31 protein-coding genes are annotated in these 25750 nt (G+C 65.8%); 15 read left to right on the plus strand and 16 right to left on the minus strand.

Features of this window, described 5'->3' with window-relative positions; genetic code table 11:
• The first annotated feature begins 12 nt into the window (after positions 1 to 12).
• The 4 genes from F3H87_RS00430 to F3H87_RS00445 are packed head-to-tail and all read left to right on the plus strand — an operon-like array spanning position 13 to position 5100.
• Positions 13 to 1326 carry a TolC family protein gene (locus F3H87_RS00430; RefSeq protein ID WP_223227930.1) on the plus strand — a complete coding sequence of 438 codons (1314 nt, stop codon included), beginning with the start codon at positions 13 to 15 and terminating at the stop codon, positions 1324 to 1326.
• Complete coding sequence (locus F3H87_RS00435; protein ID WP_394852149.1) at positions 1323 to 3536, plus strand: ATP-binding cassette domain-containing protein; 2214 nt, start codon at positions 1323 to 1325, stop codon at positions 3534 to 3536. Before F3H87_RS00430 ends, F3H87_RS00435 begins: the two co-directional genes overlap by 4 nt.
• A 3-nt stretch (positions 3537 to 3539) precedes the next feature.
• A complete protein-coding gene (locus F3H87_RS00440; RefSeq protein ID WP_149786994.1) occupies positions 3540 to 4727 on the plus strand; it encodes an HlyD family efflux transporter periplasmic adaptor subunit in 1188 nt (395 codons plus the stop codon).
• Positions 4728 to 4743: 16 nt separating this feature from the next.
• Complete coding sequence (locus F3H87_RS00445; RefSeq protein WP_149786993.1) at positions 4744 to 5100, plus strand: hypothetical protein; 357 nt, start codon at positions 4744 to 4746, stop codon at positions 5098 to 5100.
• A gap of 6 nt (positions 5101 to 5106) precedes the next feature.
• Here the strand turns inward: F3H87_RS00445 and dtd are convergent, their stop codons facing one another.
• From dtd to F3H87_RS00465, 4 genes are read right to left on the minus strand one after another with little or no spacing between them, the layout of a single operon-like run.
• Positions 5107 to 5544, minus strand: coding sequence for a D-aminoacyl-tRNA deacylase (gene dtd, locus F3H87_RS00450; protein WP_149786992.1), 438 nt, complete (start codon positions 5542 to 5544; stop codon positions 5107 to 5109).
• On the minus strand, positions 5544 to 6620 hold the full coding sequence (locus F3H87_RS00455; protein ID WP_149786991.1) for a 5-(carboxyamino)imidazole ribonucleotide synthase: 1077 nt from the start codon (positions 6618 to 6620) through the stop codon (positions 5544 to 5546). The genes dtd and F3H87_RS00455 overlap by 1 nt, the downstream gene beginning before the upstream one ends.
• The gene (gene purE, locus F3H87_RS00460) at positions 6613 to 7101 is read right to left on the minus strand and encodes a 5-(carboxyamino)imidazole ribonucleotide mutase (RefSeq protein WP_149786990.1); all 489 of its coding nucleotides are present in this window, start codon (positions 7099 to 7101) and stop codon (positions 6613 to 6615) included. The genes F3H87_RS00455 and purE overlap by 8 nt, the downstream gene beginning before the upstream one ends.
• A 51-nt stretch (positions 7102 to 7152) precedes the next feature.
• Positions 7153 to 7389 (minus strand): YdcH family protein, encoded by a 237-nt coding sequence (locus tag F3H87_RS00465; RefSeq protein ID WP_149786989.1) that lies wholly within the window; start codon positions 7387 to 7389, stop codon positions 7153 to 7155.
• A gap of 163 nt (positions 7390 to 7552) precedes the next feature.
• Between F3H87_RS00465 and F3H87_RS00470 the strand changes: the two genes are divergently transcribed.
• The 4 genes from F3H87_RS00470 (at position 7553) to F3H87_RS00485 (ending at position 9802) form a co-directional block, all read left to right on the plus strand.
• Positions 7553 to 7966 carry an Hsp20 family protein gene (locus F3H87_RS00470; protein ID WP_149786988.1) on the plus strand — a complete coding sequence of 138 codons (414 nt, stop codon included), beginning with the start codon at positions 7553 to 7555 and terminating at the stop codon, positions 7964 to 7966.
• Between the two features lie 5 nt (positions 7967 to 7971).
• A complete protein-coding gene (locus tag F3H87_RS00475) occupies positions 7972 to 8199 on the plus strand; it encodes a DUF1150 family protein (protein ID WP_149786987.1) in 228 nt (75 codons plus the stop codon).
• 76 nt (positions 8200 to 8275) lie between these two features.
• Positions 8276 to 9244 carry a threonine dehydratase gene (locus F3H87_RS00480; protein ID WP_149786986.1) on the plus strand — a complete coding sequence of 323 codons (969 nt, stop codon included), beginning with the start codon at positions 8276 to 8278 and terminating at the stop codon, positions 9242 to 9244.
• A gap of 69 nt (positions 9245 to 9313) precedes the next feature.
• A complete protein-coding gene (locus F3H87_RS00485) occupies positions 9314 to 9802 on the plus strand; it encodes a cytochrome b (RefSeq protein WP_149786985.1) in 489 nt (162 codons plus the stop codon).
• Positions 9803 to 9872: 70 nt separating this feature from the next.
• Here the strand turns inward: F3H87_RS00485 and F3H87_RS00490 are convergent, their stop codons facing one another.
• Both F3H87_RS00490 and trxB read right to left on the minus strand, forming a co-directional pair.
• The gene (locus tag F3H87_RS00490; protein WP_149786984.1) at positions 9873 to 11588 is read right to left on the minus strand and encodes a bifunctional sulfate adenylyltransferase/adenylylsulfate kinase; all 1716 of its coding nucleotides are present in this window, start codon (positions 11586 to 11588) and stop codon (positions 9873 to 9875) included.
• Positions 11589 to 11779: 191 nt separating this feature from the next.
• Positions 11780 to 12724: a thioredoxin-disulfide reductase gene (gene trxB, locus F3H87_RS00495; RefSeq protein WP_149786983.1), complete on the minus strand. Its 945-nt coding sequence runs from the start codon at positions 12722 to 12724 to the stop codon at positions 11780 to 11782.
• A gap of 115 nt (positions 12725 to 12839) precedes the next feature.
• On the opposite strand from trxB, the gene F3H87_RS00500 reads away from it, so the two are divergent.
• The gene (locus F3H87_RS00500) at positions 12840 to 13205 is read left to right on the plus strand and encodes a hypothetical protein (protein ID WP_149786982.1); all 366 of its coding nucleotides are present in this window, start codon (positions 12840 to 12842) and stop codon (positions 13203 to 13205) included.
• A gap of 73 nt (positions 13206 to 13278) precedes the next feature.
• On the opposite strand, the gene F3H87_RS00505 is transcribed toward F3H87_RS00500, so the two are convergent.
• A complete protein-coding gene (locus F3H87_RS00505) occupies positions 13279 to 14073 on the minus strand; it encodes a VWA domain-containing protein (protein ID WP_149786981.1) in 795 nt (264 codons plus the stop codon).
• An 86-nt stretch (positions 14074 to 14159) separates the two neighbouring features.
• Here F3H87_RS00505 and F3H87_RS00510 point away from each other — a divergent pair, with 86 nt between their 5' ends.
• Positions 14160 to 14411, plus strand: coding sequence for a hypothetical protein (locus tag F3H87_RS00510; RefSeq protein WP_149786980.1), 252 nt, complete (start codon positions 14160 to 14162; stop codon positions 14409 to 14411).
• A gap of 30 nt (positions 14412 to 14441) precedes the next feature.
• On the plus strand, positions 14442 to 14942 hold the full coding sequence (locus F3H87_RS00515; RefSeq protein ID WP_149786979.1) for an Lrp/AsnC family transcriptional regulator: 501 nt from the start codon (positions 14442 to 14444) through the stop codon (positions 14940 to 14942).
• A 6-nt stretch (positions 14943 to 14948) separates the two neighbouring features.
• Here F3H87_RS00515 and F3H87_RS00520 read toward each other — a convergent pair whose 3' ends face one another.
• The 5 genes from F3H87_RS00520 to lgt form a co-directional block, all read right to left on the minus strand.
• Entirely contained in the window at positions 14949 to 15707 is a 759-nt protein-coding gene (locus F3H87_RS00520) for a Hint domain-containing protein (protein WP_188129148.1), read from the minus strand.
• 295 nt (positions 15708 to 16002) lie between these two features.
• A complete protein-coding gene (locus F3H87_RS21735; protein ID WP_188129147.1) occupies positions 16003 to 16155 on the minus strand; it encodes a hypothetical protein in 153 nt (50 codons plus the stop codon).
• 293 nt (positions 16156 to 16448) lie between these two features.
• Entirely contained in the window at positions 16449 to 17204 is a 756-nt protein-coding gene (gene pgeF, locus F3H87_RS00525) for a peptidoglycan editing factor PgeF (RefSeq protein WP_149786977.1), read from the minus strand.
• The gene (locus F3H87_RS00530) at positions 17201 to 18262 is read right to left on the minus strand and encodes a class I SAM-dependent methyltransferase (RefSeq protein WP_149786976.1); all 1062 of its coding nucleotides are present in this window, start codon (positions 18260 to 18262) and stop codon (positions 17201 to 17203) included. Before F3H87_RS00530 ends, pgeF begins: the two co-directional genes overlap by 4 nt.
• A complete protein-coding gene (gene lgt, locus F3H87_RS00535; protein ID WP_149786975.1) occupies positions 18259 to 19149 on the minus strand; it encodes a prolipoprotein diacylglyceryl transferase in 891 nt (296 codons plus the stop codon). The genes F3H87_RS00530 and lgt overlap by 4 nt, the downstream gene beginning before the upstream one ends.
• Positions 19150 to 19245: 96 nt before the next feature.
• On the opposite strand from lgt, the gene F3H87_RS00540 reads away from it, so the two are divergent.
• The gene (locus tag F3H87_RS00540) at positions 19246 to 19488 is read left to right on the plus strand and encodes an accessory factor UbiK family protein (protein ID WP_149786974.1); all 243 of its coding nucleotides are present in this window, start codon (positions 19246 to 19248) and stop codon (positions 19486 to 19488) included.
• Positions 19489 to 19497: 9 nt separating this feature from the next.
• On the opposite strand, the gene F3H87_RS00545 is transcribed toward F3H87_RS00540, so the two are convergent.
• Positions 19498 to 19965, minus strand: a complete 468-nt coding sequence (locus F3H87_RS00545) for a MarR family winged helix-turn-helix transcriptional regulator (RefSeq protein ID WP_149786973.1) — start codon at positions 19963 to 19965, stop codon at positions 19498 to 19500.
• Positions 19966 to 20060: 95 nt separating this feature from the next.
• Between F3H87_RS00545 and F3H87_RS00550 the strand changes: the two genes are divergently transcribed.
• The 3 genes from F3H87_RS00550 (at position 20061) to F3H87_RS00560 (ending at position 23911) form a co-directional block, all read left to right on the plus strand.
• Positions 20061 to 21266, plus strand: coding sequence for a 3-hydroxybenzoate 6-monooxygenase (locus F3H87_RS00550; RefSeq protein ID WP_149786972.1), 1206 nt, complete (start codon positions 20061 to 20063; stop codon positions 21264 to 21266).
• Positions 21267 to 21398: 132 nt separating this feature from the next.
• Entirely contained in the window at positions 21399 to 23027 is a 1629-nt protein-coding gene (locus tag F3H87_RS00555) for an amidohydrolase (RefSeq protein ID WP_149786971.1), read from the plus strand.
• On the plus strand, positions 23024 to 23911 hold the full coding sequence (locus tag F3H87_RS00560) for a CobW family GTP-binding protein (RefSeq protein WP_149786970.1): 888 nt from the start codon (positions 23024 to 23026) through the stop codon (positions 23909 to 23911). Before F3H87_RS00555 ends, F3H87_RS00560 begins: the two co-directional genes overlap by 4 nt.
• Here F3H87_RS00560 and F3H87_RS00565 read toward each other — a convergent pair.
• The 3 genes from F3H87_RS00565 to F3H87_RS00575 all read right to left on the minus strand — a co-directional run bounded on the left by F3H87_RS00565 (position 23896) and on the right by F3H87_RS00575 (position 25662).
• Positions 23896 to 24930 carry a permease gene (locus tag F3H87_RS00565; protein WP_149786969.1) on the minus strand — a complete coding sequence of 345 codons (1035 nt, stop codon included), beginning with the start codon at positions 24928 to 24930 and terminating at the stop codon, positions 23896 to 23898. The two genes, F3H87_RS00560 and F3H87_RS00565, sit on opposite strands and share 16 nt — an antisense overlap.
• Positions 24923 to 25234 carry an ArsR/SmtB family transcription factor gene (locus F3H87_RS00570; protein WP_149786968.1) on the minus strand — a complete coding sequence of 104 codons (312 nt, stop codon included), beginning with the start codon at positions 25232 to 25234 and terminating at the stop codon, positions 24923 to 24925. The genes F3H87_RS00565 and F3H87_RS00570 overlap by 8 nt, the downstream gene beginning before the upstream one ends.
• A 116-nt stretch (positions 25235 to 25350) precedes the next feature.
• A complete protein-coding gene (locus tag F3H87_RS00575) occupies positions 25351 to 25662 on the minus strand; it encodes an ArsR/SmtB family transcription factor (RefSeq protein WP_317511110.1) in 312 nt (103 codons plus the stop codon).
• Positions 25663 to 25750: the final 88 nt, after the last annotated feature.

The raw sequence follows: 25750 nt of genomic DNA on the forward strand, positions 1-25750 counted from the left end.
AAGGGGCGGTTCATGGGGCAGAGTATGCGTTTCGGGGTTCTGGTTTGCGCGGGGGTGGTGCTGTCGGCCTGCATGGGGCCGGGCGGCACGTCCGGCGATACGGTCACGCGCAACGCCCCGCCGGCCCCGGCCCCGGCCACCGCGCTGGGCGCCGCGCAGGCCGATGCCGAAGGGTCGGTCATCCTCGAAACGCTGATGGCCCGCGAAAGCGCGCTGCCGGATGGCGGCGCCTATGATGCCGTGGCCACCGCGGTTCTGGCCGCCAACAGCCGCGCCGCCGAGGCAGAGCTGCGCAGCGCCAGGCTGCGGGCGCAGGCGGCGGCGAAGAACTGGCTGCCCACGCTCGGCCCGCAGATCAGCCTGACCAGCCTGTCGGACGTGATCGCCTCGCTCGTGGTCGATCAAGTGCTGTTCGACAATGGCCGCAAGAAGGCCGAGCGCGCCTTTGCCCGGGCCGATGTCGAGGTGGCCGCCGTCACGCTGGCGCAGGACACCAACGACCGGGTGTTCACCGCGCTGTCGCTTTATCTCGATGCGCAGAAGGCGCGCGAACGGGCGGCGCTGGCCGCGCGTTCGGAACAGGACATGGCGCATTTCGAATGGATCATGGATCAGCGCGTGCGGGGCGGGGTGTCGAACATGTCCGACCTCAACGTGATCCGGCAGAAGCTGGCCGAGATCCGCGCCGACCGGCAGGCCCAGTCCGAGGCCGCCGCGGCCGCACTGGCCGAGTTGAACGTGATGGCGATCCGCCCGCTGGATGACGTGTCGGGCCTGTCGCCCCTGTCGCCGGCCATGACTGGCGCCGACCCGTTGCCGGTGCTGCTGGCCGAGGCCGAGAAACGGCGCGCGGTCGAGGCGGCCAGGATCGAGCGTGCGGGCTTTCTGCCCGGCGCAAGCGTGGGTGCGGTGCTGGGCGACAACAGCAGCGATCCGGCGCTGAGCGTCGCATCCGACAAGCCGCTGGGCTTTGGCACGGGGGCGAGCCTGAAGGCCGTCGAGGCCGGGAAAGAGGCCGCCGGCCGCAAGGTGTCGCAGGCGCGCGAGGACAGCGGACGCCGGTTGCGCCGGCTGGAAAGCGAGGCGGGCGCACAGGCGCGGCAGCGCGACGAGGCCGGGAAACTGGCGGTGGCGGCAAAGCGCAACCTCGACCTGTTCCAGAGCCAGTATGACGCGGGGCAGCGGCAGGTGATGGATGTGGTGGGCGTCTATGAAACCTATGCCCGCCAGCACGAGGCGGAACTGGACCTGAAATACGGTGCCGCCCGTGCGCAGCTTGAAATCGCGCGTGAACTGGGCCTTCTGGCCGACGGGGGGCAGATTTGACCGCGCGGACCATATCGCTCGGGTCGGTGCGCAGGGGCGGTGCGACCCTGACCGCGATCACCCCCGATCCCGCCGCGCGGCCCACGGTGCAACCCCCCCGCTTCGACGAAAAGAGCACGGCCCGCGCCCGGCTGGCGGTGATCTATGCCGGGCTTCTGGGGGTCGATGCGCTGCATGGCGATATCCTCGAGGCGATGGCGGGCTCAGCGGCGCAGGGGGCCGGGGGGCAGGCGCAGCGTCTGGCCGATGGTCTGCGTGCTGCCGGGTTGATCGCGCGGGTGGAACGCGTGGATGCGCTTATGGCCGATCTGTGGCCGGCGCTGGCGCAGATGACATCGGGGCAGGTCGTGCTGGTGCTGGCGCAGTCGCGTGGCGGCCTGGTGATCTATGATGCCAGTTGCGCCGACAATCGCGCCGATGTGCCCCTGTCCGAGTTTACACCGGTCTTCGCCGGGCAGGTTGTCCGGGCCGAGGCACCGCTGGGCGCGCTGGAAAGGGCGCATGGTCCCGTCATCGCCGGACCGCACTGGTTCTGGGGCGAATTCGCGCGGTTCCGCCGGCCCTTTGCCGAGGTGGCGCTGGGCTCTTTCGTGGCGAACCTGCTGGCGGTGGCGGTCGCGCTGTTTTCGCTGCAGGTCTATGACCGGGTGATCCCGCACCAGTCCGAGGCGACGCTTTGGGTGCTGGCCATCGGCGCGATGATCGCCCTGCTGATGGAGGCCGCGCTCAAGATCGCGCGGGCGCGGCTGATCGACGGGGCGGGGCGGCAGATCGACCTGAACGTGCAGCAACTGTTGATGGCGCGCCTGCTGGGAATGCGTTCGGACACGCGGGGGCGGATGCCCTCGCAGCTGTTCAGCGCGATGCGCGAATTCGGCTCGGTGCGCGAGTTCTTTACCGCCTCGACGGTGTCGTCGCTGGCGGACATCCCCTTTATCTTCGTCTTTCTGCTGCTGGTCGCCTCCATCGCCGGCAGCGTGGTCTGGGTGCTGGTCGCGGGCGCGGTGCTGATGGTGGTGCCGGGGGTGTTCCTGCAAAAACGCATGATCCGGCTGACGCAGGAAACGCAAGGCGCATCGTCAAAGGCAGGGCGGCTGTTGCACGAGGCGGTGTTCGAGCTTGAAACCATCAAGACGCAGCGCGCCGAGGACCGGTTCCAGCGTATCTGGACCGAACTGACGGCGCTGTCGGCACTGAAATCCAGCGATCAGCGCAAACTGGCCTCGGCCCTGACATTCTGGAGCCAGGGCGTGCAGCAGGCGACCTATGTCACGGCGGTGATCACCGGCACCTACCTGGTCTTTGCCGGGGAATTCACCGTCGGGTCGATCATCGCGGTGGGCATCCTGACCAGCCGGACGCTGGCGCCGCTGACGCAGCTTTCCGGCACGATGGCGCGCTGGGGCAACGTGAAGACCGCGCTTGACGGGCTGGACGGGATCGCCAACGCCGCGCAGGACACCGACGAAAGCCGCAGCTACCTGCGCCGCGAAACCCTGCGTGGCGATTTCACCCTGCGTGAGGTGCTGTTCCGCTATGACGCGGATGGCGCACCGACGCTGGATGTGCCCGCGCTGCAGATCCGCGCGGGGCAGAAGCTGGCGATCCTCGGCGCGAACGGTTCGGGCAAATCGACCTTTCTGAAACTGCTGTCGGGGCTTTACGCGCCTGAACGGGGCACGGTGCTGGTCGACGGCACCGACATGGCCCAGATCGAGCCGCGCGACCTGCGCCGCATGATCGGTTACCTGGGGCAGGATGTGCGCCTGTTCGCCGGCACCCTGCGCGACAACCTGAACCTCAACCTCTTCGAACGCGATGACGAACGGCTGCTTTGCGCGCTGGATTTCGCCGGGCTGGGGCCGTTCGTCCGGTCGCATCCAAGGGGGCTGGACCTTGAAATCCGCGATGGTGGGCAGGGGCTGTCGGTGGGGCAGCGCCAGTCGATCGGCTGGGCGCGGCTGTGGTTGCAGAACCCGCCCGTCTGCTTGCTGGACGAACCCACCGCGGCGCTGGACCAGGTGCTGGAAACCACGCTGGTCAGCCGCCTGTCGCAATGGCTGGAGGGGCGCACGGCGATCATCGCCACCCATCGTGTGCCGATCCTGTCGCTGACCGACCGCACGCTGATCCTGCAAAACGGCCGCATGGCCGTGGACGGGCCGCGTGACCAGGTGCTGGCGCATCTGGCCAAGGCAAAGGGGAGCTGAGCGATGGCCTCGGCAAGCCCCGACCTGGCCGCGCAACTGCACGACCGTCTGAAGGGGGCGTCGCTGATCGTCTGGCTTTGCGCGGCTTCGGTCCTGCTGTTCCTTGTCTGGGCGGCCTTCGCCTGGATCGACGAGATCGTGCGCGCCGAGGGTGAGATGATCTCGTCCTCGCGGCCGCAGATCATCCAGAACCTCGAAGGGGGTATCCTGGCCGAGTTGTTGGTGCGCGAAGGCGACGTGGTGCAGCAGGGCGACGTGCTGGCGCGGCTGCATGGCACGCAGTTCCGGTCCTCGGTGGACGAGGTGGGCGAACAGATCCGCGCGCTGGATATCCGGCGCCTGCGGCTGGAGGCGGAACTGGCGGGACAGTTCGATTTCCAGGTGCCCGCCGATCTGGCGCAGGCCTCGCCCGAGATCGTGGCGTCGGAACGCGCGCTGCTGAAGGCGCGGCAATCCGATTACGTCGCCAGCCGCGACGGTGCGCAGAAGGTGCTGGATCAGACCGCTGCGGAACTGGCGCTGATGGAAAACCTGCTCCGCAAGAACGTCGTCGCGCTGATCGAGGTGACGCGCGCCCGCAAGGCCCATGCCGATGCGCAGGCACGCCACGACGAGGTCGTGACCCAAACCGAACTGGAGCGGGCGCAGGACTATTCCGATACGCTCAAGGAACTGGCGACGCTGCGGCAGACCCTCAAATCCGGGCTGGACCAGTTGAACCGCACGGTGCTGAAGGCGCCGATGCGCGGGATCGTCAACAACCTTGGCATCACCACGATCGGCGGGGTGGTGCGGCCGGGCGAAGAGATCCTGCAGATCATCCCGCTTGACGAGGAGCTTTTCGTCGAGGCGCGGGTCAAGCCCGAGAACATCGCCAATATCCGCCGCGGGCAGGCGGCGACGATCAAGCTGAGCGCCTATGACTACACGATCTTCGGCACGCTCAGGGGGCAGGTCGATGTCATTTCCGCCGACACGTTCAAGGACGAGCGCGCGCGCGACCCCGACGCCAGCGCGCATTACAAGGTGACGTTGCGGGTGGATATGGAGCATCTGACCGACCGTCAGGCCGGTGTCGAGATTCGCCCCGGAATGCAGGCCAGCGTCGAATTGCACACCGGGCAGAAAACCGTGCTGCAATATCTGCTGAAACCACTTTATAAATCCCGCGAGGCGTTGCGCGAACCCTGAAACGAAGGAGGCCCCGATGCGTGGAAAGCTGCGGTTCGGTCTGGTCCTGGCGATCCTGCTGGGCGGCGTGGCGCTGGTGACGGCGCCGGGGCAGGGGGCCGGTGAGCTGAAACTGCGCGCCGCGCTGGAGCGTGAACTGGCCCGCGCCGATCCCGACAGCGCCGGGGGGCCGCTGGGCAAGGTCGCCCTTGCGGCCTGCAAGCTTGACCCTGACAGCTGCTACAGCTTGATGCGCGACCAGATCGAAACGCATTACGAACATCGCATGGTCTACAGCGTTTTCACGGTCGAGGGGTTCGGCAAGACCGCCACCTGCTATGGCGCCTTCACGCGCTATGTCTGCCCCGGTGGCGTCGTCGATATCGGTGGCTGAGCGCGCTCAGTGCTCTATCCAGATGGTCACGGGGCCGTCGTTCAGCAGCTCGACCTTCATATCCGCGCCGAACCGGCCCTTTTCGGTCGGCACACCCTCGGCTGAGAGGCGGGTGGCAAAGTAATCGTAAAGACGCTCGCCCTCGTCCGGGCTGGCGGCGGTGGAAAAACCGGGCCTGTTCCCGCGCGAGGTGTCGGCGGCCAGCGTGAACTGGCTGACCACAAGGGCCGAGCCGCCGATATCGCGCAGCGACAGGTTCATCTTTCCGGCGTCGTCCTTGAAAATGCGCAGCTTGGCGATCTTGGCGGCAAGCGTGTCGGCCTGCGCCTCGGTATCGCCCTGCATTGCGCAGATCAGGATCAGCAGGCCCGGCCCGGTCCGGCCGATGACCTGACCATCCACCACCACGCTGGCATGGGCCACCCTTTGCAGCAGCGCCCGCATCAGCCGGCACCCGGTTTCACGCGGTTCACATGGCCCATCTTGCGGCCCGGTTTGCATGTCACCTTGCCGTAAAGATGCAGCGCGGCGTGCGCTTCGCGCGCGATCTGCGGGATACGGTCGATATCGTCGCCGATCAGGTTTTCCATCACCACGTCGGAATGGCGTTTGCCATCGCCCAGCGGCCAGCCCGCGACCGCGCGGATATGCTGTTCGAACTGGTCCACCGCACAGCCGTTCTGCGTCCAGTGGCCCGAGTTGTGCACGCGCGGCGCGATTTCGTTGACGATCAGGCCCCGGGGCGTGACGAACAGCTCGACCCCCATGACGCCCACATATTCCAGCGCATTGAGGATATTCGCCGCCAAGAGGACCGCGTCGGTGCGCTGTGCGGGGCTTAGCCTTGCGGGCACGGTGGTGCTGCGCAGGATGCCGTCACGGTGCACGTTCTCGCCCGGATCGAAACAGGACACCGCCCCGTCCGCGCCACGCGCCGCGATGATCGAAACCTCGTGGCTGAACTTCACGAACCCTTCGAGGATCGCGGGCGCGCCGGCCATGTCTGCCAGCGCCTGTTGGGCATCGCCGGGCGCCATGATCCGCGCCTGCCCCTTGCCGTCATAGCCGAAGCGGCGGGTCTTCAGGATCGCGGGGGTGCCGATCCGGCCGATCGCGGCGGCCAGGTCGTCGGCGTTGTCCACGGCCGCATAAGGTGCGGTGGCAAGACCGAGGCCGGACAGGAAATCCTTTTCGGTCATCCGGTCCTGGCTGATGCGCAATGCCTCGCGTCCCGGGCGGATCGGGCGCAGGGCGTCCAGTATGTCCAGCGCCGAGGTCGGGATATTCTCGAACTCGTAGGTGATCACATCGACGGCTTCGGCAAAGGCGCGCAGGGCGGCCTCGTCGTCGTAATCTGCCCTGAAATGGCGGTCGGTCACATGGCTGGCCGGGCAGTCGTCGCCCGGTTCGAATATGCAGGTCCTGAACCCCAGGCGGCTGGCGGCGACCGACAGCATCCGCCCCAGTTGACCGCCGCCGAGAATCCCGATGGTCGCGCCGGTGGTCAGCGGATCAGTCATCGCTGGGCACCTCGGGGATCGAGGCCGACAGCGCCGCGCGCCACGCATCCAGCCGGTCGGCCAGCGCGGGATCATGCATCGCCAGCATCTGCGCCGCCAGAAGGCCCGCGTTCTTGGCCCCCGCACCGCCGATGGCCATCGTCGCCACCGGATAGCCGCGCGGCATCTGCAGGATGGAATAGAGGCTGTCGACACCCGACAGCGCCCTGGTCTGGACCGGCACACCGATCACCGGCACCCGTGTCTTGGAGGCCATCATGCCCGGCAGATGCGCGGCGCCGCCGGCACCGGCGATGATCACCTCAAGCCCGCGGTCGACGGCCGTCTTGCCGTAGTCCCACAGCCGGTCGGGGGTGCGGTGGGCCGAAACGATCCGTGCCTCGTAGGGCACGCCAAGCTCGTCCAGGATATCGGCGGCTTCCTTCATTGTGGGCCAGTCCGACTGGCTGCCCATGATGATACCGACCTTGATCTCCGCCATTTACCTGCCTCTTCGCTGCGATGAGAGGCGCACTATACGAAAGGCGCGCGCTTAGGCAATGATATCCGGCGTCAGCCGATCCTCGATCAGCGCAATGCGGTCTTTCAGCAGCAGTTTCTTCTTTTTCAGCCGCTGCAGCGTCAGCTGGTCGGCGGTGGCACGCTCCTGCAACGCGCGGATCGCATCGTCCAGATCGCGGTGTTCGCGGCGGAAAACCTCAAGCTCGACGCGCAGCACCTCGTCGGTTTTCATCGCAAGGTCGCGGGCGAAGTCCGAATGGGCGTTCATGGCTGCTGATTCCGTGGTTGCAAGCGGTCCTTTAACATACTGAAAATGCCCGTTTTCGCAAAGCCCTTGCGCGGGCCTTGGCCAACCCCCATATTTTCAGTGACCGGGCATTGCCGCGATCGGGGTGGCCGGAGAGGACTGTCGCTTTGATAAGGACGTGTCGATGACAAAGCTTACACTCGGGTCGCACCCGTATCTTCTGGGCTTCGAACAGCTCGAGCGGTTGCTGGAACGCAATGCGAAATCCGGCAACGAGGGTTACCCGCCTTTCAATATCGAACAGACCTCGGATCATTCCTATCGCATCACGCTTGCGGTGGCCGGGTTTGCCGAAAACGATCTGAGCATCACCGTCGAGGACCGGCAGCTTGTGATCCGTGGCCGCCAGGGCGACGACAGCGCCGACCGCGTATTCCTGCATCGCGGGATCGCCGCGCGGCAGTTCCAGCGCAGTTTCGTTCTGGCCGACGGTGTCGAGGTGGGCGACGCGATCATGGAAAATGGTCTGTTGCATATCGACCTGACCCGCGCCGAGCCCGAAACGGTGGTGCAGACGATCAGTATCAAAAGGGGGTAAGCGAAATGGATGCGAAATACGATTTCGGCGAAGGCGGCGAAAACCGCATCGTCTATGTCCGGCCGGTAAAGGTGGCGGACCTGCCCGACGAGGTTCAGGCGCAGGTCGGCGATGCCGAGACGCTTTATGCCGTGCATGACGCCAACGGCCAGCAGCTTGCGCTGGTCCGGGATCGCCGCCTGGCCTTCGTGCTGGCACGCCAGCACGATCTGTCGCCGGTCACGGTGCACTGACGCAGCCCGGCGGCGGGCTTGCCGCCGCCGCCAAGTCCTGCCAGTCTCGGGCGTAACGCGCGGGAAAGGCGGGCAGATGTTTACCGAGAAAGAGCTATCCGAGGCACAGGCGCTTGTCGCGCGGCACATGGCGCCGACGGCCGCGCATGACTGGCCGCTTCTGGGGCAGGCGCTGGGCGCCGAAGTGATCGTCAAGCATGAAAACCATGCGCCCACCGGTGCCTTCAAGGTGCGCGGCGGGATCACCTTCATCGACTGGCTGAAACGCAGCCATCCCGAAATGCGCGGCATCGTGACCGCCACGCGCGGCAATCACGGCCAGAGCCAGGCCCGCGCGGCGGTGGCCGCCGGGCTGGAGGCGCGGATCGTCGTGCCGCACGGCAACTCGACCGAAAAGAACGCCGCGATGCGGGCCTATGGCGCCACGCTGATCGAACACGGGCAGGATTTCGACACCGCCCGCGAACTGGCGATGGAAATGGCCGAAAAGGAACCGCTGTTCCCCGTGCCGCCCTTTCACCGCGAACTGGTGCGGGGTGTCGCGACCTATGGGTATGAGCTGTTTTCCCGGCATCCCGACCTCGATGTCGTCTATGTGCCGATCGGCTGCGGATCGGGTATTTGCGGCACGATCGCCGCGCGAGATGCGCTGGGGGCAAAGGCGCGGATCGTCGGGGTGGTTTCGGAACATGCGCAAACCGCCAGACTGTCGGCCGAGGCCGGCGCGCCGATCGAGACCGACAGCGCGCGCACCTTCGCCGACGGGATGGCGGTGCGTGTGCCGGTGCAGGCCGCGCTGGATATCTATGGCCCCGGCACGGATCACATCGGTACCGTCAGCGAGGACGAGATTGCCGCCGCGATCCGGCTGTATTTCACCGCCACGCACAACCTTGCCGAAGGGGCCGGCGCGGCGGCGCTGGCTCTGGCGCTCAAGGAAAAGGACGAGAACGCCGGCAGGAAGGTCGGGCTGATCCTGTCGGGCGGCAATATCGACACCGGCTGGTTTCGGACCGTGCTGGCGGGGCAGGTGCCGGAACCCTGAAAAAAATACGACGGAACCTAGCGCGACATGCGTTAAAGGGAATGTGTTCCGTTTGCATATGAGATTCCCATGACACATGACTCGCCTCGCTACGCGACCATCCAGATCGCCCTGCACTGGGGTATCTTCCTGCTGTTCGCGCTGAACTACATCGTGTCCGACGATATGGGCCGCGCCCTGCGTACCAAGCTGGAAGGGGGCGATCCTGACCAGTTCGCGGCCCTGACCCATCCGCCGGTCGGGCTGGCCATCCTGGCGCTGACGTTGATCCGCATCGCCGTGCGCCTGCGCCTCGGGGCGCCCGCGCTGCCGCCGGGCAAACCGTTGCTGAACAAGCTTGCCCATCTCGGCCACGGCGCGCTTTACCTGCTGCTTCTCGCGGTGCCGCTGTCGGGCATGGCGGCCTGGGGCGCGGGCATCCGCGAGGCCGGTGACGTGCACGAGCTTCTGGTGACCCTGACGGTGCTGGTGATCGTCGGCCACGCGCTTGCCGCGCTGTACCATCAGCTCGTCCTTAAGGACGGGTTGATGGATCGTATCCGGCCTGCGCGGCGCTGAGATCGGCCGACAGGTGGAAAAGAAAAAGCCCGGTCGCAGGACCGGGCTTTATTCGTCTGGTCGGGTGCGGTCAGTGTGCCGCGACCAGCCCCATGCTTTCCAGCGTCAGGATCACCTGGTGGGCGCAATTGTCCACGTCCACGTTTTCGGTCTCGACCCGCAGTTCGGGTTCGACGGGCGCCTCGTAAGGGTCGGAAATCCCGGTGAACTCCTTGATCTTGCCCTCGCGCGCCAGCTTGTAGAGCCCCTTGCGGTCGCGGCGCTCGCACTCTTCCAGCGAGGTGGCGACATGCACCTCGACGAAGGCGCCGTATTGCTCGATCATCTCGCGCACGGCGCGGCGGGTCGCGGTGTAGGGCGCGATCGGCGCACAGATCGCGATCCCGCCGTTCTTGGTGATTTCCGAGGCGACATAGCCGATGCGCTTGATGTTCAGGTCGCGGTGCTCTTTCGAAAAGCCAAGTTCGGACGACAGGTGCTTGCGCACCACGTCGCCGTCCAGCAACGTGACCGGGCGCCCGCCCATCTCCATCAGCTTGACCATCAGCGCGTTGGCGATGGTCGATTTGCCCGACCCGGACAGCCCGGTGAAGAACACGGTAAAGCCCTGTTTCGAGCGCGGCGGCGAGGTGCGGCGCAGCTCGGTCACGACCTCGGGGAAGCTGAACCATTCGGGAATCTCCAGCCCCTCGCGCAGGCGGCGGCGCAGTTCGGTGCCCGAGATGTTCAGGATCGTGACATTGTCCTTGTCCGCGATCTCGTCGTTGGGTTCGTATTGCGCGCGCTCCTGCACATAGACCATGTGTTTGAAATCGACCATTTCGATGCCGATTTCCTCCTGGTGGTCGCGGAACAGGTCCTGCGCGTCATAGGGGCCATAGAAATCCTCGCCCGCGCTGTTCTTGCCGGGGCCGGCATGGTCGCGGCCGACGATCATGTGGGTGCAGCCGTGGTTGCGGCGGATGATCCCGTGCCACACCGCCTCGCGCGGGCCGGCCATGCGCATGGCCAGGTTCAGCAGGCTCATCGTGGTGGTGGCCTGCGGGTATTTGTCCAGCACCGCCTCATAGCAGCGCACGCGCGTGAAATGGTCCACATCGCCCGGTTTCGTCATGCCGACAACGGGGTGGATCAGCAGGTTGGCCTGGCTTTCCTTGGCGGCGCGGAAGGTCAGTTCCTGGTGCGCGCGGTGCAGCGGGTTGCGCGTCTGGAACGCCACGACCTTGCGCCAGCCCAGCTTGCGGAAATAGGCGCGCAATTCGTTGGGCGTGTCGCGGCGGGCGCGGAAATCGTAGTGCACCGGCGGCTGGATGCCGGTGATCGGGCCGCCCAGGTAAACCTTGCCCGCGGTGTGGTGCAGGTAGTTCACCGCCGGATGCGCCAGGTCGTCGGCGCCGAACACCTTTTCCGCCTCGCGCGATTTGTCCGGGGTCCAGCGGTCGGTCACCGTCATGGTGGCAAGGATCACGCCCTCCTGGTCGCGCAGCGCGATGTCCTGGCCCAGTTCCAGCCCCTCGGCGAAATCCCCGGACACGTCCAGCGTGATCGGCATCGGCCAAAGCTGCCCGTCGGCCAGCCGCATGTTTTCGACCACGCCGTTGTAATCCTCTTCGCTCAGGAACCCCTTGAGCGGGTTGAACCCGCCGTTCATCAGCAGTTCCAGGTCGCAGATCTGGCGCGGCGTCAGGTCCAGGCTGGTCAGGTCGCCGGCCTCTACCTTCAGCTTCTGCGCGCTCTCGTAAGAGACGTAGAGTTCGGGGATCGGCGCGAGGTTGGGAATGATCATCTTGTCTCTCTCAATAGGTACTGGGACAGCGGTTTTCGCGGCAGGGCTTAGTCCCGCAGCCCTGTCTTTAGCAAGGGATCGGGTTTCAAAACGTCAAAACAGGGACATTTTCAGGGAGTTCTGTGGCGAACGGGAACCAGCGTCCCGGCTCCCGTCCGATTTCCGTCTGTTTTCCGGCCGGCGAAAGGGACTCAGCCCTCCTGTTCGGCCAGCCACCGCTCGGCATCGAGCGCGGCCATGCAGCCCATGCCCGCGCTGGTGACCGCCTGGCGATAGACATGGTCGGTCAGGTCGCCCGCGGCGAACACGCCGGGGATCGAGGTGCGGGTATTGCCCGGCTCGACCCTGACATAGCCGCCATTGTGCAGTTCGAGCTGGTCCCTGACCAGTTCGCTGGCCGGGGCATGGCCGATGGCGATGAACACACCCTTGCACGGGATCTCGGTGATTTCGCCGGTTTCCACGTGCTTGACGCGCACCGCCTCGACCCCCTTGGGATTGTCGGTGCCGACGACCTCTTCCAGCGTGTGAAACCACATCGGTTCGATCTTGGGATGCTTGAGCAGCCGGTCCTGCAGGATCTTTTCCGCGCGCAGCTCGTCGCGGCGGTGGATCAGCGTGACCTTCGAGGCGAAATTGGTCAGGAACAGCGCCTCTTCCACGGCGGTGTTGCCGCCGCCGACCACCACGATCTCCTGCCCGCGGTAGAAGAACCCGTCACAGGTGGCGCAGGCCGACACGCCAAAGCCCTTGAACGCCTCTTCGCTGTCCAGCCCCAGCCACTTGGCGCGCGCGCCGGTGGCCAGGATCACCGCGTCGGCGGTATAGGTCGTGCCGCTGTCGCCCTTGGCGGTAAACGGGCGTTCGGACAGGTCGAGCGAGGCGATGATATCGCCCACGATCTCGCATCCCATCGCCTTGGCATGGGCCTCCATCCGCACCATCAGGTCGGGGCCCTGCACCTCGGTATCGCCGGGCCAGTTCTCGACCTCGGTGGTGGTGGTCAGCTGCCCGCCCGGCTCGATCCCCTGCACCAGGATCGGCTCCAGCATGGCGCGGCTGGCATAGACGCCGGCGGTATAGCCTGCCGGGCCCGAACCGATGATGAGAACCTTGGTGTGACGTGTCTCTGTCATCCTCGAACCTTCCGTGATTGATTTTCATCCGCTATTATCGGAATGAGAACGGAACCGCAAAAGCCATTTCAGGGCCGGATGCGATGGCCGGGTCGGAACATTGCGAGGTGATTGAATGATAAACGTATTTTCTGCAAGAGGATTGGCCGGCGCGGGTATATGCGTTGCCGCGGCCTTCTGGTTCCAGGGCGCACAGGCATCCGACCTGCCCGAAGGGTGCCGGGTGCTGGATGCCTCCGATGTGATCCGCGTCATGGTGTGCACCAACCCGATGGAGCAGGCTGCGCTGGTCGAGGCCGGAAAGGCCGCGTGTGGGGAGCATCTGCCCTGCGGTGTCTGGATCTGGTCGGACGAACGGGATGCGCCGCAAACTGCCCCGGAAAACCATGACGGGCTGACGCAGGAACAGATCACGACGGCGCAGGGGGTCTGGGTGGCGGAACAGGAAATGTTCGTCGGTATCGAGGCGCTGAGAAAATAACCCGGCCAAGGACGCATGAAAAAGGCCCGCACCACGGTGCGGGCCTTTCTGTTTTCGGGGGCTTTCGCGCGGTTTACGCGGCTGCCCGCTTGCGGCGCACAAAGGCGAAGACGCCGATGACGCTCAGCATCAGGGGCATACCCGCAGGCAGCGGAATCACGCCGTCGCCGCCACCGGTGTCGTCCACGATCCGCTGGATCTTGGCGCTGATTGCGGCCTCGTAATCGGCGAAGTTTTCAACCGCGAACACGAAGCCTGCCTCGGTCGGGTTCGGGAGATCCCCGGCAACCGTCACGTATTCCGACGGGGTCGGCGACGTGATCGCCAGCATGTTGTTGATCTGGCCCGTGGAGAAGCTGCCCACCAGTTCGACGCTGATGCCGTCAACACCCGCTGCAACAGCATTGTTTGCTGCGGTCAGGGTTGCGGACTGGCTCGACGGAGAACCATCGGTCGAAATGTTGTAGAGCGTCAGGGTGTTCTCCATGTCGTAAGGATCGAACAGCGAGGTCAGCCGATTGATTGCATCGTCGGTCTGTGTCGATGAGGTGCCGCTACGGCTATAGCCTGTGATTGCGGACTGGATGGTCCCGATATTGCCCGCGGTCACGATTTGCGGAGTAACGAGATTCGTAACGTCGCTTCCGAACGCGACCACCGAGACGCGGTACTGGACGTCGCCGGTTGTCGGGATCAGTGACAGGGCATTGGCAAGACCTTGCTGCTGCAATGTGAAATCACCAGCGTCAACGCTGCCTGATTTGTCGATCGCGAAGCCGAGGTTCACGATGGTCGCGGCCGATGCGGCCCCGCCCATCACCAGTCCCAGTGCCAGGGCGGCGCCGGTAATCAGTCTGTTGAGTTTCATATTTTCACTCCCCCTTCTGGAATGACTCTTTGGTTTCAAATTTCATGGCCAGCTATCGGGATTGAAAAAACGCCCAGGAAATTCTGATGCGCTGCAACCGGCCGATCAAAGATCCGACCGCCGCCATCGAAACCGTCATGACAGAAATCGTAAACTCTAATCGCAGCGACGCTAACACATTGGCGGCCAACCACGAACACATTTTCACCGCAATCATGCCTGGATTGCGCCTGAACCAGCGCCCTGAACACTATGTTTCCTGGATTGATACAGATGTTTCCCTAATAATATTGCCAGTCCTTGAAACAATATTGCGTGTGCCTGCGGGGTTGTTATAACTTTCTCAAACTTCCAACCAGGAGCGAATCATGCCCGCCACCCGTCTGGATCAGATAGATCGCAAGATCCTTGCCGAACTGCAGGCCGACGGGCGTATGACCAATGTCGAGCTGGCCAAGCGTGTCGGGATATCGGCGCCGCCCTGTCTGCGCCGGGTCCGCACGCTGGAAGAGGCGGGGTACATCCGTGGCTATCACGCCAAGGTGGACGCGCGCGAGCTTGGCTTCGAGGTGCAGGTTTTCGCCATGGTCGGCCTGCAAAGCCAGGCCGAGGCCGACCTGTCGAAATTCGAACAGCGTTGCCGCGACTGGCCGCTCGTGCGCGAATGCCACATGCTGAACGGCGAGGTCGATTTCATCCTGAAATGCGTGGCGCCCGACCTCAGCACGTTCCAGAGCTTCCTGACCGAGGAACTGACCGCCGCCGAGAACGTGGCCAGCGTCAAGACCAGCCTCGTCATTCGCGGCGCCAAGGACGAACCCGGCGTACCCTTCGACGTGCTTGAGGATCGCCTGGCGCGCAGCGCCTGATCCGCGTCAGGCGGCAGGTGCCTCGCTGAGATCGCGTTCGCTCAGGCGCGGATAGGTCAGCGGCCCGAAATCCCCCGGCTGGTCGATATGCGGAAAGATCGACAGGAACAGCGCAAGCTGGCGCGGCGAAAGCGTGCTGCGCAGGCTGATGCCGGGGTGATAGCTTTCCATCGCCAGCCCGCCGACCCGAAGGGTGGAATGCACCGGCAGCGCCAGGTGATACAGTTGCACCGCGCTGGGCGGGGTGACCGGGATGATGGTCGCGCCGTCCTGCAGGGCCGAGACCGGCACCAGCACCTGCGACCGCGGCCCGCCGGTGGGCAGGTTGCGCGGACGATGGATCACGCGCGCCGCGGGGCCGATCAGCAGATCGCGCACCGGCCGGCCGATTCCGAACCCGTCGGTCATGATCCGCGTCAGGCGCCGGCAGCGATCCTGCGGCGTGGCATGGCATGTCAGGCTGCCGCGCCACAGGACAGGGAGCGGGCCGTGCTCCTGCGTCAATACCTCGTCGCCGGGCAGGATGTCCTCGATCGCCACGGGCCCGTCGGGCGTCTGGATCGGCGTGCCGTGGGCAAAGGCCGAAAAGCACTCTTCGAACAAGGCCTTGGAGGGGATGGCATGGGCCGACATCTCGACATCGCCATTGCGCCTTTGCCAGGCGATTTCGATGCGGCGTCGCGGTATGTCGGTTTGCGGGGTATCGGATGCCGCCTGCCGTGCAACTTGCACGGGGGGCGTGCCGTGGGGGCTGTATGTGGTCATGCGGTGTCTGAACTCGTTTAAGATGTGCCGCCGGCCCCCACCGAACGCAGCACATGGATGCTGATATCGCGGAAAATATGCGGCAAACCCCGGCGACCTGTCAAAAATCGGCAACGACTGTCGGGGGCGGGGCGTCAATCGGGGCCGTTTCGGGCAAGTGTTTCCCCTGCGGTAACGGGTCTGCCCCATTCCGATACCCGATTCGCGCGAAAACCGCCCCGAGGGATGGGGCGGTTTCCGATTGTGCCACGGCGGCACGCACGAAGGGGATGCAGGACACCCCGGGGGAGGACCCTTACGCGTGGCGGCGGGCAGGCGCCGGGGCCTTGTCGTCGCGGCGGGCGATCATTTCGGCCCGGCGCCTGCCACGCTGCCACGGCACGGAGGGTACGTCGTCTGCCTTGGCGGTTTCGGTCACGCTTTTGATCCAGCGTTTGGTCTTGGTCATGCTCGGGTCTCCTGCCTTGTATCCCATTGCCGGGCCTTGTTTCGCCGGGCCTTGTTTCTTTGTTGTGAAACAATCTGCCTGCGCATTCGGGCATTGTTTTGGCAATCGGCGGGAAATCGAAAAGTTTTTGCCACGATCCCGGCGTCAATCCGGGCGGCGCCGGCATGATTGTTCAAGATGTTGAAAATGCTTGGCTTTGCGGGGTTCTGCTTGGCCAATAATTGAATTTTGGCAGGATTGTTTCCCCATATAAGGCAATTTCTGGGCGATGCGCGGCCAAACTCCTGCCGGAATTACAGCCGGATGGTGGAAATCAGCCGCCCGTAATCGGCCTCGCCGGCATGGGTGGCCCGGCGGTAAGAGAAGAATCGGTCAGGATCGGAATAGGTGCAGTGGCGCGTCCATTCGGCATGGCCGATTCCCGCATCACGCAGCCGTTGCAGCCCGTAGGCCGGCAGGTCGAAAAGATACCGGTCGCCCGCGCCATTGGTGAAGAAGCGGTGGTTGGCGTCATCCCCGGCCAGGAAATCGTCCAGGAATTCCGGCCCCACCTCATAGGCGCGCTGGCTGATCGTGGGGCCGATTACCGCCACGACATCGCCGCGCGCCGCGCCAAGCGTCTCCATCGCGTCCAGCGTCGCCTCGAGCACACCGTCCAGCGCCCCGCGCCAGCCCGCATGGGCCGCACCCACGACACCTGCCTGCCGGTCGGCGAACAGCACCGGCTGGCAATCTGCGGTCAGAACGCCCAGCACCAGCCCGGGGGTCGCGGTTACCATCGCATCGGCGCTGGGGCGCGGATCGGGCACGGCGTCAAGCGTCACGGCGGTGGCCGAATGCACCTGGTTCACGGTCACCAGCCGGTCGGGCGGGGCGCCCATCGCCTCGGCCACGCGGGTGCGGTTGATCGCCACGATCTCGGACTGGTCGGAACTGCCCTGCCCGCAATTCAGCCCCGCGAACACCCCCGAGGATGCGCCGCCGCGCCGGGTAAAGAACCCGTGCGTCACGTCGTGCAGCGCGTCGGATGTGATGATGTCCAGCGTCATGGCTCCAATCCCGGCGGTGGTGCGGCATGGGGCGGGTAGAGCCCCAGCACCTTGAACAACGAACCCATTTCATCGGGATGCGTCAAGCGGCGATGCGCGGCGACATGCGCCTCAAGCGCCCGCGGGGGCATCCCCCCGGCCAGCGCTTGCGCACGCTGCGTGATGCCCAGCCGCTCCAGAAACACGCCCTGAGGGGTCAGGCGGCTATGCGCGGCCGGGGCCGCGGCTTGCGCCAGAACCTCGAAATCCACATGCGCGGTCAGGTCGGCCGCGCCCGGATCGGCCAGCGGATCGACCGTCCTGTGCCCCTGCAACGCCTGGAACGTGTTGCCCAGGCTGCGCCAGTCGCCGTAATCCACGATCAGCGCCGCACCGCCATGCGCCGCGATGCGTCGGCCGACCTCTTGCAGGACGGGCGCGGCGGCGGGGCAATATTCCACCACGTCGCCGGGCCGCGTATCCGCCAGCCGGTGCGCAAGGGCGGGCTGCGGCGCATCCGCACCCAGCCCAAGGGTAAGCGCATCGTCCTGCGCGCCGACCAGCCGCTCGGCCCAGCCGGTTTCCGTGCGCTGGAACTGGCGGATCGGCAGGGCGTCGAAGAACTCATTGGCAAGCAGGAACAGCGGCGCCTCGGGCAGGGCTTCGACACTGTCATGGTGGGTGATCGCAACCCCCTCCAGCGTTGCGGTCTGACGCGCGCGCAGGGCGGGTGAGGCTTCGACCAGGTGCACCTGCGCGGCGGCGTGAAAGCCGGGCACCGCCTGCGTGGCGCGCAGCGCGTCGGCCATCAGCGTGCCCCGCCCCGGCCCAAGCTCGGCCAGCGTGAATTGCGCGGGCGCGCCCTGATCCAGCCAGCATTGCGCAAGGCACAGGCCCAGCAATTCACCGAACATCTGGCTGATCTCGGGCGCGGTGGTGAAATCCCCCGCCGCGCCCAGCGGGTCGCGCGTGGTGTAATAGCCCAGCGTCGGATGCAGCAACGCCTCGGCCATGAAATCGGCCAGGCTCATCGGCCCGTCCGAGGCGATCCGCGCCAGCAGGTGATCGCGCAGGCTCATCCCCGCACCCGCGCCCTTGCGTAAAGGATCAGGCCGATCCCGACCGCCACCATCGGCAGCGACAGGATCTGCCCCATCGTCAGCCCGATCTGCCCCGACCCGATGACGAAGCCCAGCGGGTTTCCATCCGTGATGAACTGCGCATCCGCCTGCCGGAAATACTCGACCACGAACCGCGCCAGCCCGTAGCCCGCGATGAAAACGCCGGTGATCTGCCCCGGCACCTTCAACGCCCCGCGCCGGTAGGCCAGCCACAGTATCAGCCCCAGCAGCACGACGCCTTCCAGGAACGCCTCGTAAAGCTGCGAAGGATGGCGCGCGCACAGCCCTGCAACCCCCGGACAATCCTGCGCCAGCGGATGCGGAAAGATCACGCCCCAGGGCAGGTCGGTGGGGCGGCCCCACAGTTCGCCATTGATGAAATTGGCGATCCGCCCCAGCATCAGCCCTACCGGCACACCCAGCGCGATCGCGTCGCCCGCGGCCAGCCGGGGGATGCCCTGTGCGCGGGTATAGAGCCACCCCGCCAAAACCACGCCCAGAAACCCGCCGTGAAACGCCATGCCGCCCTGCCAGACCTTCAGGATCTCGGCGGGGTTCTGCAAGTAGTAGGCCGGTTGATAGAACAGCACGAATCCCAGCCGCCCGCCCAGCACGATGCCGATGATGATCCAGGTCAGCAGATCCTCGACCTGCGCTCTGGTCATCGGCGGCGTGTCGCCCTGCCACAGCGCCGGCCGCGCCAGCGCGTGCAGCGATATCCGCCACGCCACCAGGATACCCACGATATAGGCCAGCGCATACCAGCGCAGCGCAAGGTCGATGCCGAAAACGGTGATGGTGAACAATTCGGGCGAGATGTCGGGAAAAGGGATCGCGGCCTGCATATGCGTCTTCCTGCCTCTGTTGCCGGGCGCAAGTCAACCTTGTGGCTGCCGCCCCCGTGGCCCATATAAGGGATCAAGCAGAAGGTGGAGAGCGCAATGCAAACCCGCAACAAGATTTTCGACGATCTGTCGCAGCTGATGACCAACGCGATGGGCGTGGCACAGGGCGCCCGGACCGAGGCCGAGACCGCGATGAAGGGCATGATCGACCGCTGGCTGGCCGACCGCGATTTCGTCACGCGCGAGGAATTCGAGGCCGTGCGCGCCATGGCCCAGAAGGCGCGCGAAGAGAACGAGGCGCTCAAGGCCCGGATCGAGGCGCTTGAGAAAAAGGGCTGACCGGGCGGGCTAACCCGCGCCGCGCGACCGCAGCGGCGCGCGGCTCTGTTCGTTGCCCGTGCTTGCCGCCTTGTCGAGCAGCCGCAGGAAGGTGGCGCGCTCGTCGGGATCGAGGCCCGACAGGATATCCATCTGCAACTCCCGGACCAGCGGCTGACAGGCCGTCAGCAGCTTTTCGCCCTTTGGCGTCAGCGCGATCACCCGCGCGCGCCTGTCGCGCGGGCTGACCGCGCGGCTGACCAACCCCTTTTTCTGCAACCGGTCGATCACCCCGCTCAGCGTCACCGGGTCATAGGCAATCAGCCCCGCCAGAGTGACCTGGTCGACCTCGGGGTTGGCGTCGATGGCCGACAGCGCGGCAAACTGCACCGGCGTCAGGTCATAGCCCGCGGCGCGCATATGCTCGGTGAATACCGACACCGAAATCTGTTGCAACCGCCGGATCAGGTGCCCGGCCATCTGGTAAATTTCGCTCATGCCTTTCTATAGCCCTTTGGGCGGCGACGCGGAAGGGGTTTACATGCATACTAATGATAAGTATACGTATTAAAATCTGATTACGGGAGGATGCAATGGCAGATCGGGTTCTGATCGCGGGTGGCGGCATTGGCGGGCTCGCCACGGCGTTGGGGCTGGCGCAAAAGGGCGTGCGCAGCCTTGTTCTGGAAAAGGCCGCCCGGCTGGGCGAGATCGGCGCCGGTATCCAGCTTGGCCCGAACGCCTTTCACGCCTTCGACTATCTCGGCGTGGGCGATGCCGCGCGCAAGATGGCGGTCTATATCGACAGCCTGCGCCTGATGGACGCGATCGAGGGGCGCGAGATCACCCGCATCCCGCTGGACGACGCGTTCCGCGCGCGCTTCGGCAACCCCTACGCGGTGGTGCATAGGGGCGACCTGCATGGCGTGTTCCTTCAGGCCTGCCGCGATCACGACCTGATCGAACTGCGCACCAGCGCGGCGGTGACCGAATACGACCAGACGGCGGACAAGGTCACCGCGATCCTGGACGACGGCGAGCGCATCGACGGCACCATGCTGATCGGGGCGGATGGCCTCTGGTCGAACATCCGCAAGCAGATGCTGGGCGACGGTGCGCCGCGCGTGTCGGGCCACACCACCTATCGCAGCGTCATCTCGGTCGACGACATGCCCGAGGATCTGCGCTGGAACGCCGCCACGCTCTGGGCCGGGCCCAAATGCCATATCGTGCATTATCCGTTGCAGGATTGGAAAAGCTTCAACCTTGTTGTCACCTATCACAACGACGCGCCCGAACCCGTGGCCGGCAAGCCCGTCAGCCATGACGAGGTGCGCCGCGGCTTCGAACACGTGGCCCCGGTGGCGCGGCAGGTGATCGACAAGGGCAAGGACTGGAAGCTCTGGGTGCTTTGCGACCGTGACCCGGTGATGGCCTGGGTGGACGGGCGCGTGGCGCTCTTGGGCGATGCGGCCCACCCGATGCTGCAATATTTCGCCCAGGGCGCCTGCATGGCGATGGAGGACGCGGTGGCGCTGGCCCATTGCGTCGAAACGGGCGGGCTCGGGAACGACGCGCTCATTCGCTATCAGGATATGCGCCGGTTGCGCACCGCCCGCGTGCAACTGCAGTCGCGCGAGATCGGCCAGCATGTCTATCACCCCGCCGGCGCCCATGCCGAGTTGCGCAATGCCGTGATGCGCGCCCGTGGCCCCGAAGAATGGTATGACCAGATCGACTGGCTCTATGGCTCCACCGGGCTGGAAGGGGCGGTGTCCTGCGAAACGCGCCGGCACTGAGGCATCGCCCGGTTCTTCATCGTTCCCGCAATACTCCGGGGGTGTGGGGGCAGCGCCCCCACCCGGGCGTTGAAGGGGGTCCCGGTTCTGGCTACGGTCACGGGCAGGATCACCCCGGAAAGGCCCGTGACGATGTCCGCGATCACCGTATTCAAGGCGAAAAAGATAATCACGATGGACCCCAACCGCGCGCAGGCGACCCATGTCGCGGTGCGCGACGGGTATATCCTGGCGGTGGGTGGCCCCGATTGCGCGGACCAGTGGGGGAAGGTCACCCACGACGACAGCCTGTCCGACACCGTGCTGATGCCCGGCATGGTCGAGGGGCACGCGCATATGATGGCGGGCGCGATGTGGAATTTCGCCTATGCCGGTTTCCACGACCGGATGGACCCGGACGGCACATGGTGGGACGGCAAGCCCGACCTCGCGGCGGTGGTGCGCGACCTGTCAGCCTATGAAAAGGGCCTGCCCGGGGACACGCCCCTGCTGGGCTGGGGGCTCGACCCGATCTTTTTCGATGGCGAACGGCTGAGCCGCAAACACCTTGACGCGATCAGCACCGACCGGCCGGTGGTGATCATGTTCTCGAATTTCCACCTGATGTGCGTGAACTCCCGCGCGCTGGAACTGGCCGGTTACGACCGCTCCACCAATGTCGAGGGCGTGGTGAAGGGCGCGGATGGCGAACCCACGGGCGAATTGCAGGAAATGGCCGCCATGTTCCCGGTGATGCGCCGGGTGGGCATGGATTTCCGTGCCCTGACGCAGAAACCCGAAACGATCCGCACCTATGGCCAGGTCTGCATGCGCGCGGGTGTGACCACGGTGACCGATCTTTTCGCGCAGATCGAAGGCGGGGATCTGGACGATCTGCTGGCGGTTACCTCGGAGGATGCGTTCAACGCGCGGCTGGTCAGCGTGCTGGGCGTGGCGGGCGCCGACCCGGCGCAGGCGGCGGCACGGGCGCTGGAGCTGCGCGGGAAATCCACCGACAAGCTGCGGCTGGGCGCGGTCAAGCTGATGACGGACGGGTCGATCCAGGGCTGGACCGCGCGGGTGAAATGGCCGCATTACGTCGGCGGGCAGCCCAACGGCATCTGGAACATGGCCCCGGACGAAATCCGCCGCATGGTGCTGGAGATGCAGAAGGCCGGTGTGCAGATGCATATCCACGTCAATGGCGACGAGGCCAGCGAGGTCGCTATCGACGCGATCGCGGCGGCAACGCGCGATCACCCCTGGGCCGGCGCGCGGCACGTGTTGCAGCATTGCCAGATGATGGGCCGCGACCAGTTCGAACGCTGTGTCGAGCTGGGGGTCTGCTGTAACATCTTTTCCAATCATATCTGGTATTTCGGCGACCAGCACGCGGCGCTGACCATCGGCGAGGATCGCGCGCTGCGCATGGATGCGGCACGCACGGCGCTGGACGCGGGCGTTCGCGTGGCGCTCCATTCCGACGCGCCGGTGACGCCTCTGGGCCCGCTTTTCACCGCCTGGTGCGCGGTCAACCGGAAAACCATGTCGGGCCGCACATTGGGCGCGGCGCAAAGGATCACCGTGGACGAGGCGCTTTATGCCATCACGATGGGCGCGGCCCATACGCTGAAAATGGATGACGAGATCGGCAGCATCGAAACCGGCAAGCGCGCCGATTTCGCCATACTGGGCCACGATCCGCTGTCGGTCGATCCGATGGCGCTGAAGGACGTGCCGGTGCTGGGCACCGTGCTGGGCGGGCGGGTCGCGCTGGCATGACGCTGCCCCGGCTGCCCCTGACGGTGATCGGCGGCTATCTGGGCGCGGGCAAGACCACGCTGCTCAACCGCCTGCTGGCCGAGGATCACGGGCTGCGCGTGATGGTGATGGTCAACGATTTCGGGGCCATCAACATAGATGCCGGCCTGATCGAACGGGCCGAGGGCGATACGATTTCCCTGACCAACGGCTGCGTCTGCTGCACGATGGGGGCGGATCTGTTCATGGCGCTGGGCGATGCGCTGGATCGCCGCCCGCGCCCCGACCACCTTGTGATCGAGGCGTCGGGCATCGCCGATCCCGCTAAGATCGCGATGGCCGCGCGCGCCGAGCCCGATATGGCCTATGGCGGCATTGCTGTGGTGGTGGATGCGCTGAACTGGCCCGCGCTGGCCGATGACCCGCAGATCGGGGCGCAGATACAGGGGCAGGTGGCGGTGGCCGACCTGCTGCTGGCGTCCAAGGCCGAAGGTGGCCTTCCGCCGGGGCTGGCGGCCCGGCTGGCTGCGCTGTCCCCCGCGCCGGTCGTCGATCTGGCGCAGGCGGGTGCGGTGGCGCCGCTGCTGCTGGGGATGAGTCCGGGCGATGCATGGGCCCCGGCACGCCCCCATCCCGATTATGTCGGCTGGGCGCATGAGGGGGCCGAGGCGCTGGATCGCGCGGCGCTTGATGCGCTGATGGCGCGGGTGCCGGCGGGGGTTTACCGGGTCAAGGGCAAGGTGCTGGCGCCGGACGGTGCGGCACATGAGGTGCATATGGTCGGCCGCACGGTCGACATCAAACCGGCCGAAGCGGAGCGCACGTCGCTGGTGGCCATAGGCCTGCCGGGCCGCGTGACCCGCCAGGAGATCGCGGATTGGTGGGGCGATCAGACGACCAGCTGAAACACCACGCCCGAAAGGATGGCTCCGAACACGCCAAGCCCCAGATAGAGCGCGAAGACCGGGCGCCTGACCAGCGACCACACCGCGATCATCGCGGGGATCGAACTGACCGCCCCCGCCACCATGAAGGCCAGCGCCGCGCCCATGCTCATCCCCTGCTGGGTCAGTCCGGCCAGCAGCGGCGGCGCGACATAGGAGTTGAGGTAGGCCGGCATCCCGACCAGCGCCGACAGCACGATCGGGCCGACCCCGTCACCGCCCACCAAACCGGCGATCAGGTCGGCGGGCACGTAGGTGACAAGCAGCGCCTCAAGCACATAGGCCAGTGCCAGCCACTTGATCAGGAACAGCGCGTTCACCCGCAACTCGGTGCCGAATATCTGACGCCGGGCGGGGTCTTGCCATACGGGCCAGACGGGGGCCTGCATTCCGGGTTTCGGTGCACCGCAGCAGCCGCTTGGGCGCCACGCCTTCAGCGGGTCTGCAAAGACGCCGTTGCGCATCAGGGCAAGCGTGACGAAGCCGCCGAACAGGCCGAGCGCGACCGCCGAAACCGCCTTGGCGATGGCGAAGGGCCAGCCAAGTGCTGCGGCGGTGATCAGCAGCGTCGGCGGGTCGATCAGCGGCGAGGACAGCCAGAACGCCATCACCGCCGACAATGGGGTGCCCAGCGCCAGCAGGCCCGCGATAAAGGGGATCACCTGGCAGGAACAGAAAGGCGCCAGCCCGCCCAGCAGGGCGGCGGCGACAATCATCCGCCGTTCACGCCCCTTGAAGGCCGTGGCGATCACCGCATCCGCGCCTGTCGCCTTGAGCCAGGCAATCAGCACCACCGCCCCGGCGATATAGGGCAGGGTGCCCAGAAAGGCGCGCAGCGCGAATCCGGCCACGGGTTGCGCGTTCGGCGGATCGAGCAGCGCCACCAGCACCAGCAGGCCGAAGGTGAATGTCCACGGGCTTGCCAGCAGGTTGCGCAGGCGCGTCAGGGTGGCATTGGGTGTTGTCGTGATATCAGCCATTGTTGGCGGCCTTTCGGTCGGTATCTGCGCAGCATTCGGACAGGATGAACCCGGCAAGCTGTTCCAGGGCGGTGAAATCGGCGCGCGTTCGCATCGCACGGCCTTCGCGCGTCTGGGTCAGCAACCCCGCGCCGGTCAGGAATTTCAGGTGATGGGCCAGCGTCGAGGCGGGAATGCCCGACCGCGCGCCGATTTCCTGCACGGTCAGGCCGTCATGGCCCGCCCGGATCAGCAGGCGCAACACCTGCAAGCGGGATTCCGATCCCATCGCGGCAAAGCCCTGCGCGGCGCGTTCCCAGTCCATGTCATCCTGCCTTTGATTCGATAAAACTAGTTTTATAGTTTAATTAAGGCGGCGAAATGTCAAGCCGCGTGTTTGCGCGGCGCAGGGTTAGGGCAGGGATGGAGGAAAGGCCGCCCTCAGAAGTCGGGCTGGCTGCCGCCGGTTTCGGCCGGGCCGCAGAACAGGCGATACAGCAGGCCGATCACCTCATAGGTGTTGCGGTCGGCAAGGCTGTAATAGATCGTCTTGCCGTCGCGGCGGGTGGTGACAAGCCCCTCTTCGCGCAGGCGGGCCAGCATCTGGCTGACCGCGGCCTGACGAATCTGAAGCAGCTCTTCCAACTCGCCAACGGATTTTTCGCCCGAGCCGAGATGGCACAGGATCATCAGCCGCCCTTCATGGGCAAGGGTCTTGAGATAGGCTGCCGCCGCTTCGGCGCTGCGCGCCATTTCCGAGGGCGGGGCCGGGGGGGCCTGCGTCGTCAAGTCGTCAATCCGGTTGTTTTCCATGTCCATAGCACGACCCATCAGGAATTAC

Origin of the sequence: Lutimaribacter pacificus, from assembly GCF_900142185.1 — a bacterium.
Lineage (GTDB): Bacteria > Pseudomonadota > Alphaproteobacteria > Rhodobacterales > Rhodobacteraceae > Lutimaribacter > Lutimaribacter pacificus.

Excerpts from the sequence above, each read along its gene's own strand:
- F3H87_RS00500 (WP_149786982.1), top strand. The coding sequence starts at position 12,840 with ATGATAAACGTATTTTCTGCAAGAGGATTGGCCGGCGCGGGTATATGC.
- F3H87_RS00545 (WP_149786973.1), bottom strand. The coding sequence starts at position 19,965 with ATGAGCGAAATTTACCAGATGGCCGGGCACCTGATCCGGCGGTTGCAA.
- F3H87_RS00490 (WP_149786984.1), bottom strand. The coding sequence starts at position 11,588 with ATGATCATTCCCAACCTCGCGCCGATCCCCGAACTCTACGTCTCTTAC.
- F3H87_RS00570 (WP_149786968.1), bottom strand. The coding sequence starts at position 25,234 with ATGGACTGGGAACGCGCCGCGCAGGGCTTTGCCGCGATGGGATCGGAA.
- F3H87_RS00520 (WP_188129148.1), bottom strand. The coding sequence starts at position 15,707 with ATGACCACATACAGCCCCCACGGCACGCCCCCCGTGCAAGTTGCACGG.
- F3H87_RS00530 (WP_149786976.1), bottom strand. The coding sequence starts at position 18,262 with ATGAGCCTGCGCGATCACCTGCTGGCGCGGATCGCCTCGGACGGGCCG.
- F3H87_RS00430 (WP_223227930.1), top strand. The coding sequence starts at position 13 with ATGGGGCAGAGTATGCGTTTCGGGGTTCTGGTTTGCGCGGGGGTGGTG.
- F3H87_RS00550 (WP_149786972.1), top strand. The coding sequence starts at position 20,061 with ATGGCAGATCGGGTTCTGATCGCGGGTGGCGGCATTGGCGGGCTCGCC.
- purE (WP_149786990.1), bottom strand. The coding sequence starts at position 7,101 with ATGGCGGAGATCAAGGTCGGTATCATCATGGGCAGCCAGTCGGACTGG.
- F3H87_RS00555 (WP_149786971.1), top strand. The coding sequence starts at position 21,399 with ATGTCCGCGATCACCGTATTCAAGGCGAAAAAGATAATCACGATGGAC.
- F3H87_RS00475 (WP_149786987.1), top strand. The coding sequence starts at position 7,972 with ATGGATGCGAAATACGATTTCGGCGAAGGCGGCGAAAACCGCATCGTC.
- F3H87_RS00540 (WP_149786974.1), top strand. The coding sequence starts at position 19,246 with ATGCAAACCCGCAACAAGATTTTCGACGATCTGTCGCAGCTGATGACC.
- F3H87_RS00485 (WP_149786985.1), top strand. The coding sequence starts at position 9,314 with ATGACACATGACTCGCCTCGCTACGCGACCATCCAGATCGCCCTGCAC.
- pgeF (WP_149786977.1), bottom strand. The coding sequence starts at position 17,204 with ATGACGCTGGACATCATCACATCCGACGCGCTGCACGACGTGACGCAC.
- F3H87_RS00480 (WP_149786986.1), top strand. The coding sequence starts at position 8,276 with ATGTTTACCGAGAAAGAGCTATCCGAGGCACAGGCGCTTGTCGCGCGG.
- trxB (WP_149786983.1), bottom strand. The coding sequence starts at position 12,724 with ATGACAGAGACACGTCACACCAAGGTTCTCATCATCGGTTCGGGCCCG.
- F3H87_RS00505 (WP_149786981.1), bottom strand. The coding sequence starts at position 14,073 with ATGAAACTCAACAGACTGATTACCGGCGCCGCCCTGGCACTGGGACTG.
- F3H87_RS00515 (WP_149786979.1), top strand. The coding sequence starts at position 14,442 with ATGCCCGCCACCCGTCTGGATCAGATAGATCGCAAGATCCTTGCCGAA.
- F3H87_RS00465 (WP_149786989.1), bottom strand. The coding sequence starts at position 7,389 with ATGAACGCCCATTCGGACTTCGCCCGCGACCTTGCGATGAAAACCGAC.
- F3H87_RS00440 (WP_149786994.1), top strand. The coding sequence starts at position 3,540 with ATGGCCTCGGCAAGCCCCGACCTGGCCGCGCAACTGCACGACCGTCTG.
- F3H87_RS00470 (WP_149786988.1), top strand. The coding sequence starts at position 7,553 with ATGACAAAGCTTACACTCGGGTCGCACCCGTATCTTCTGGGCTTCGAA.
- F3H87_RS21735 (WP_188129147.1), bottom strand. The coding sequence starts at position 16,155 with ATGACCAAGACCAAACGCTGGATCAAAAGCGTGACCGAAACCGCCAAG.
- F3H87_RS00560 (WP_149786970.1), top strand. The coding sequence starts at position 23,024 with ATGACGCTGCCCCGGCTGCCCCTGACGGTGATCGGCGGCTATCTGGGC.
- F3H87_RS00455 (WP_149786991.1), bottom strand. The coding sequence starts at position 6,620 with ATGACTGATCCGCTGACCACCGGCGCGACCATCGGGATTCTCGGCGGC.
- dtd (WP_149786992.1), bottom strand. The coding sequence starts at position 5,544 with ATGCGGGCGCTGCTGCAAAGGGTGGCCCATGCCAGCGTGGTGGTGGAT.
- F3H87_RS00445 (WP_149786993.1), top strand. The coding sequence starts at position 4,744 with ATGCGTGGAAAGCTGCGGTTCGGTCTGGTCCTGGCGATCCTGCTGGGC.
- lgt (WP_149786975.1), bottom strand. The coding sequence starts at position 19,149 with ATGCAGGCCGCGATCCCTTTTCCCGACATCTCGCCCGAATTGTTCACC.
- F3H87_RS00565 (WP_149786969.1), bottom strand. The coding sequence starts at position 24,930 with ATGGCTGATATCACGACAACACCCAATGCCACCCTGACGCGCCTGCGC.
- F3H87_RS00510 (WP_149786980.1), top strand. The coding sequence starts at position 14,160 with ATGCGCTGCAACCGGCCGATCAAAGATCCGACCGCCGCCATCGAAACC.
- F3H87_RS00575 (WP_317511110.1), bottom strand. The coding sequence starts at position 25,662 with ATGGCGCGCAGCGCCGAAGCGGCGGCAGCCTATCTCAAGACCCTTGCC.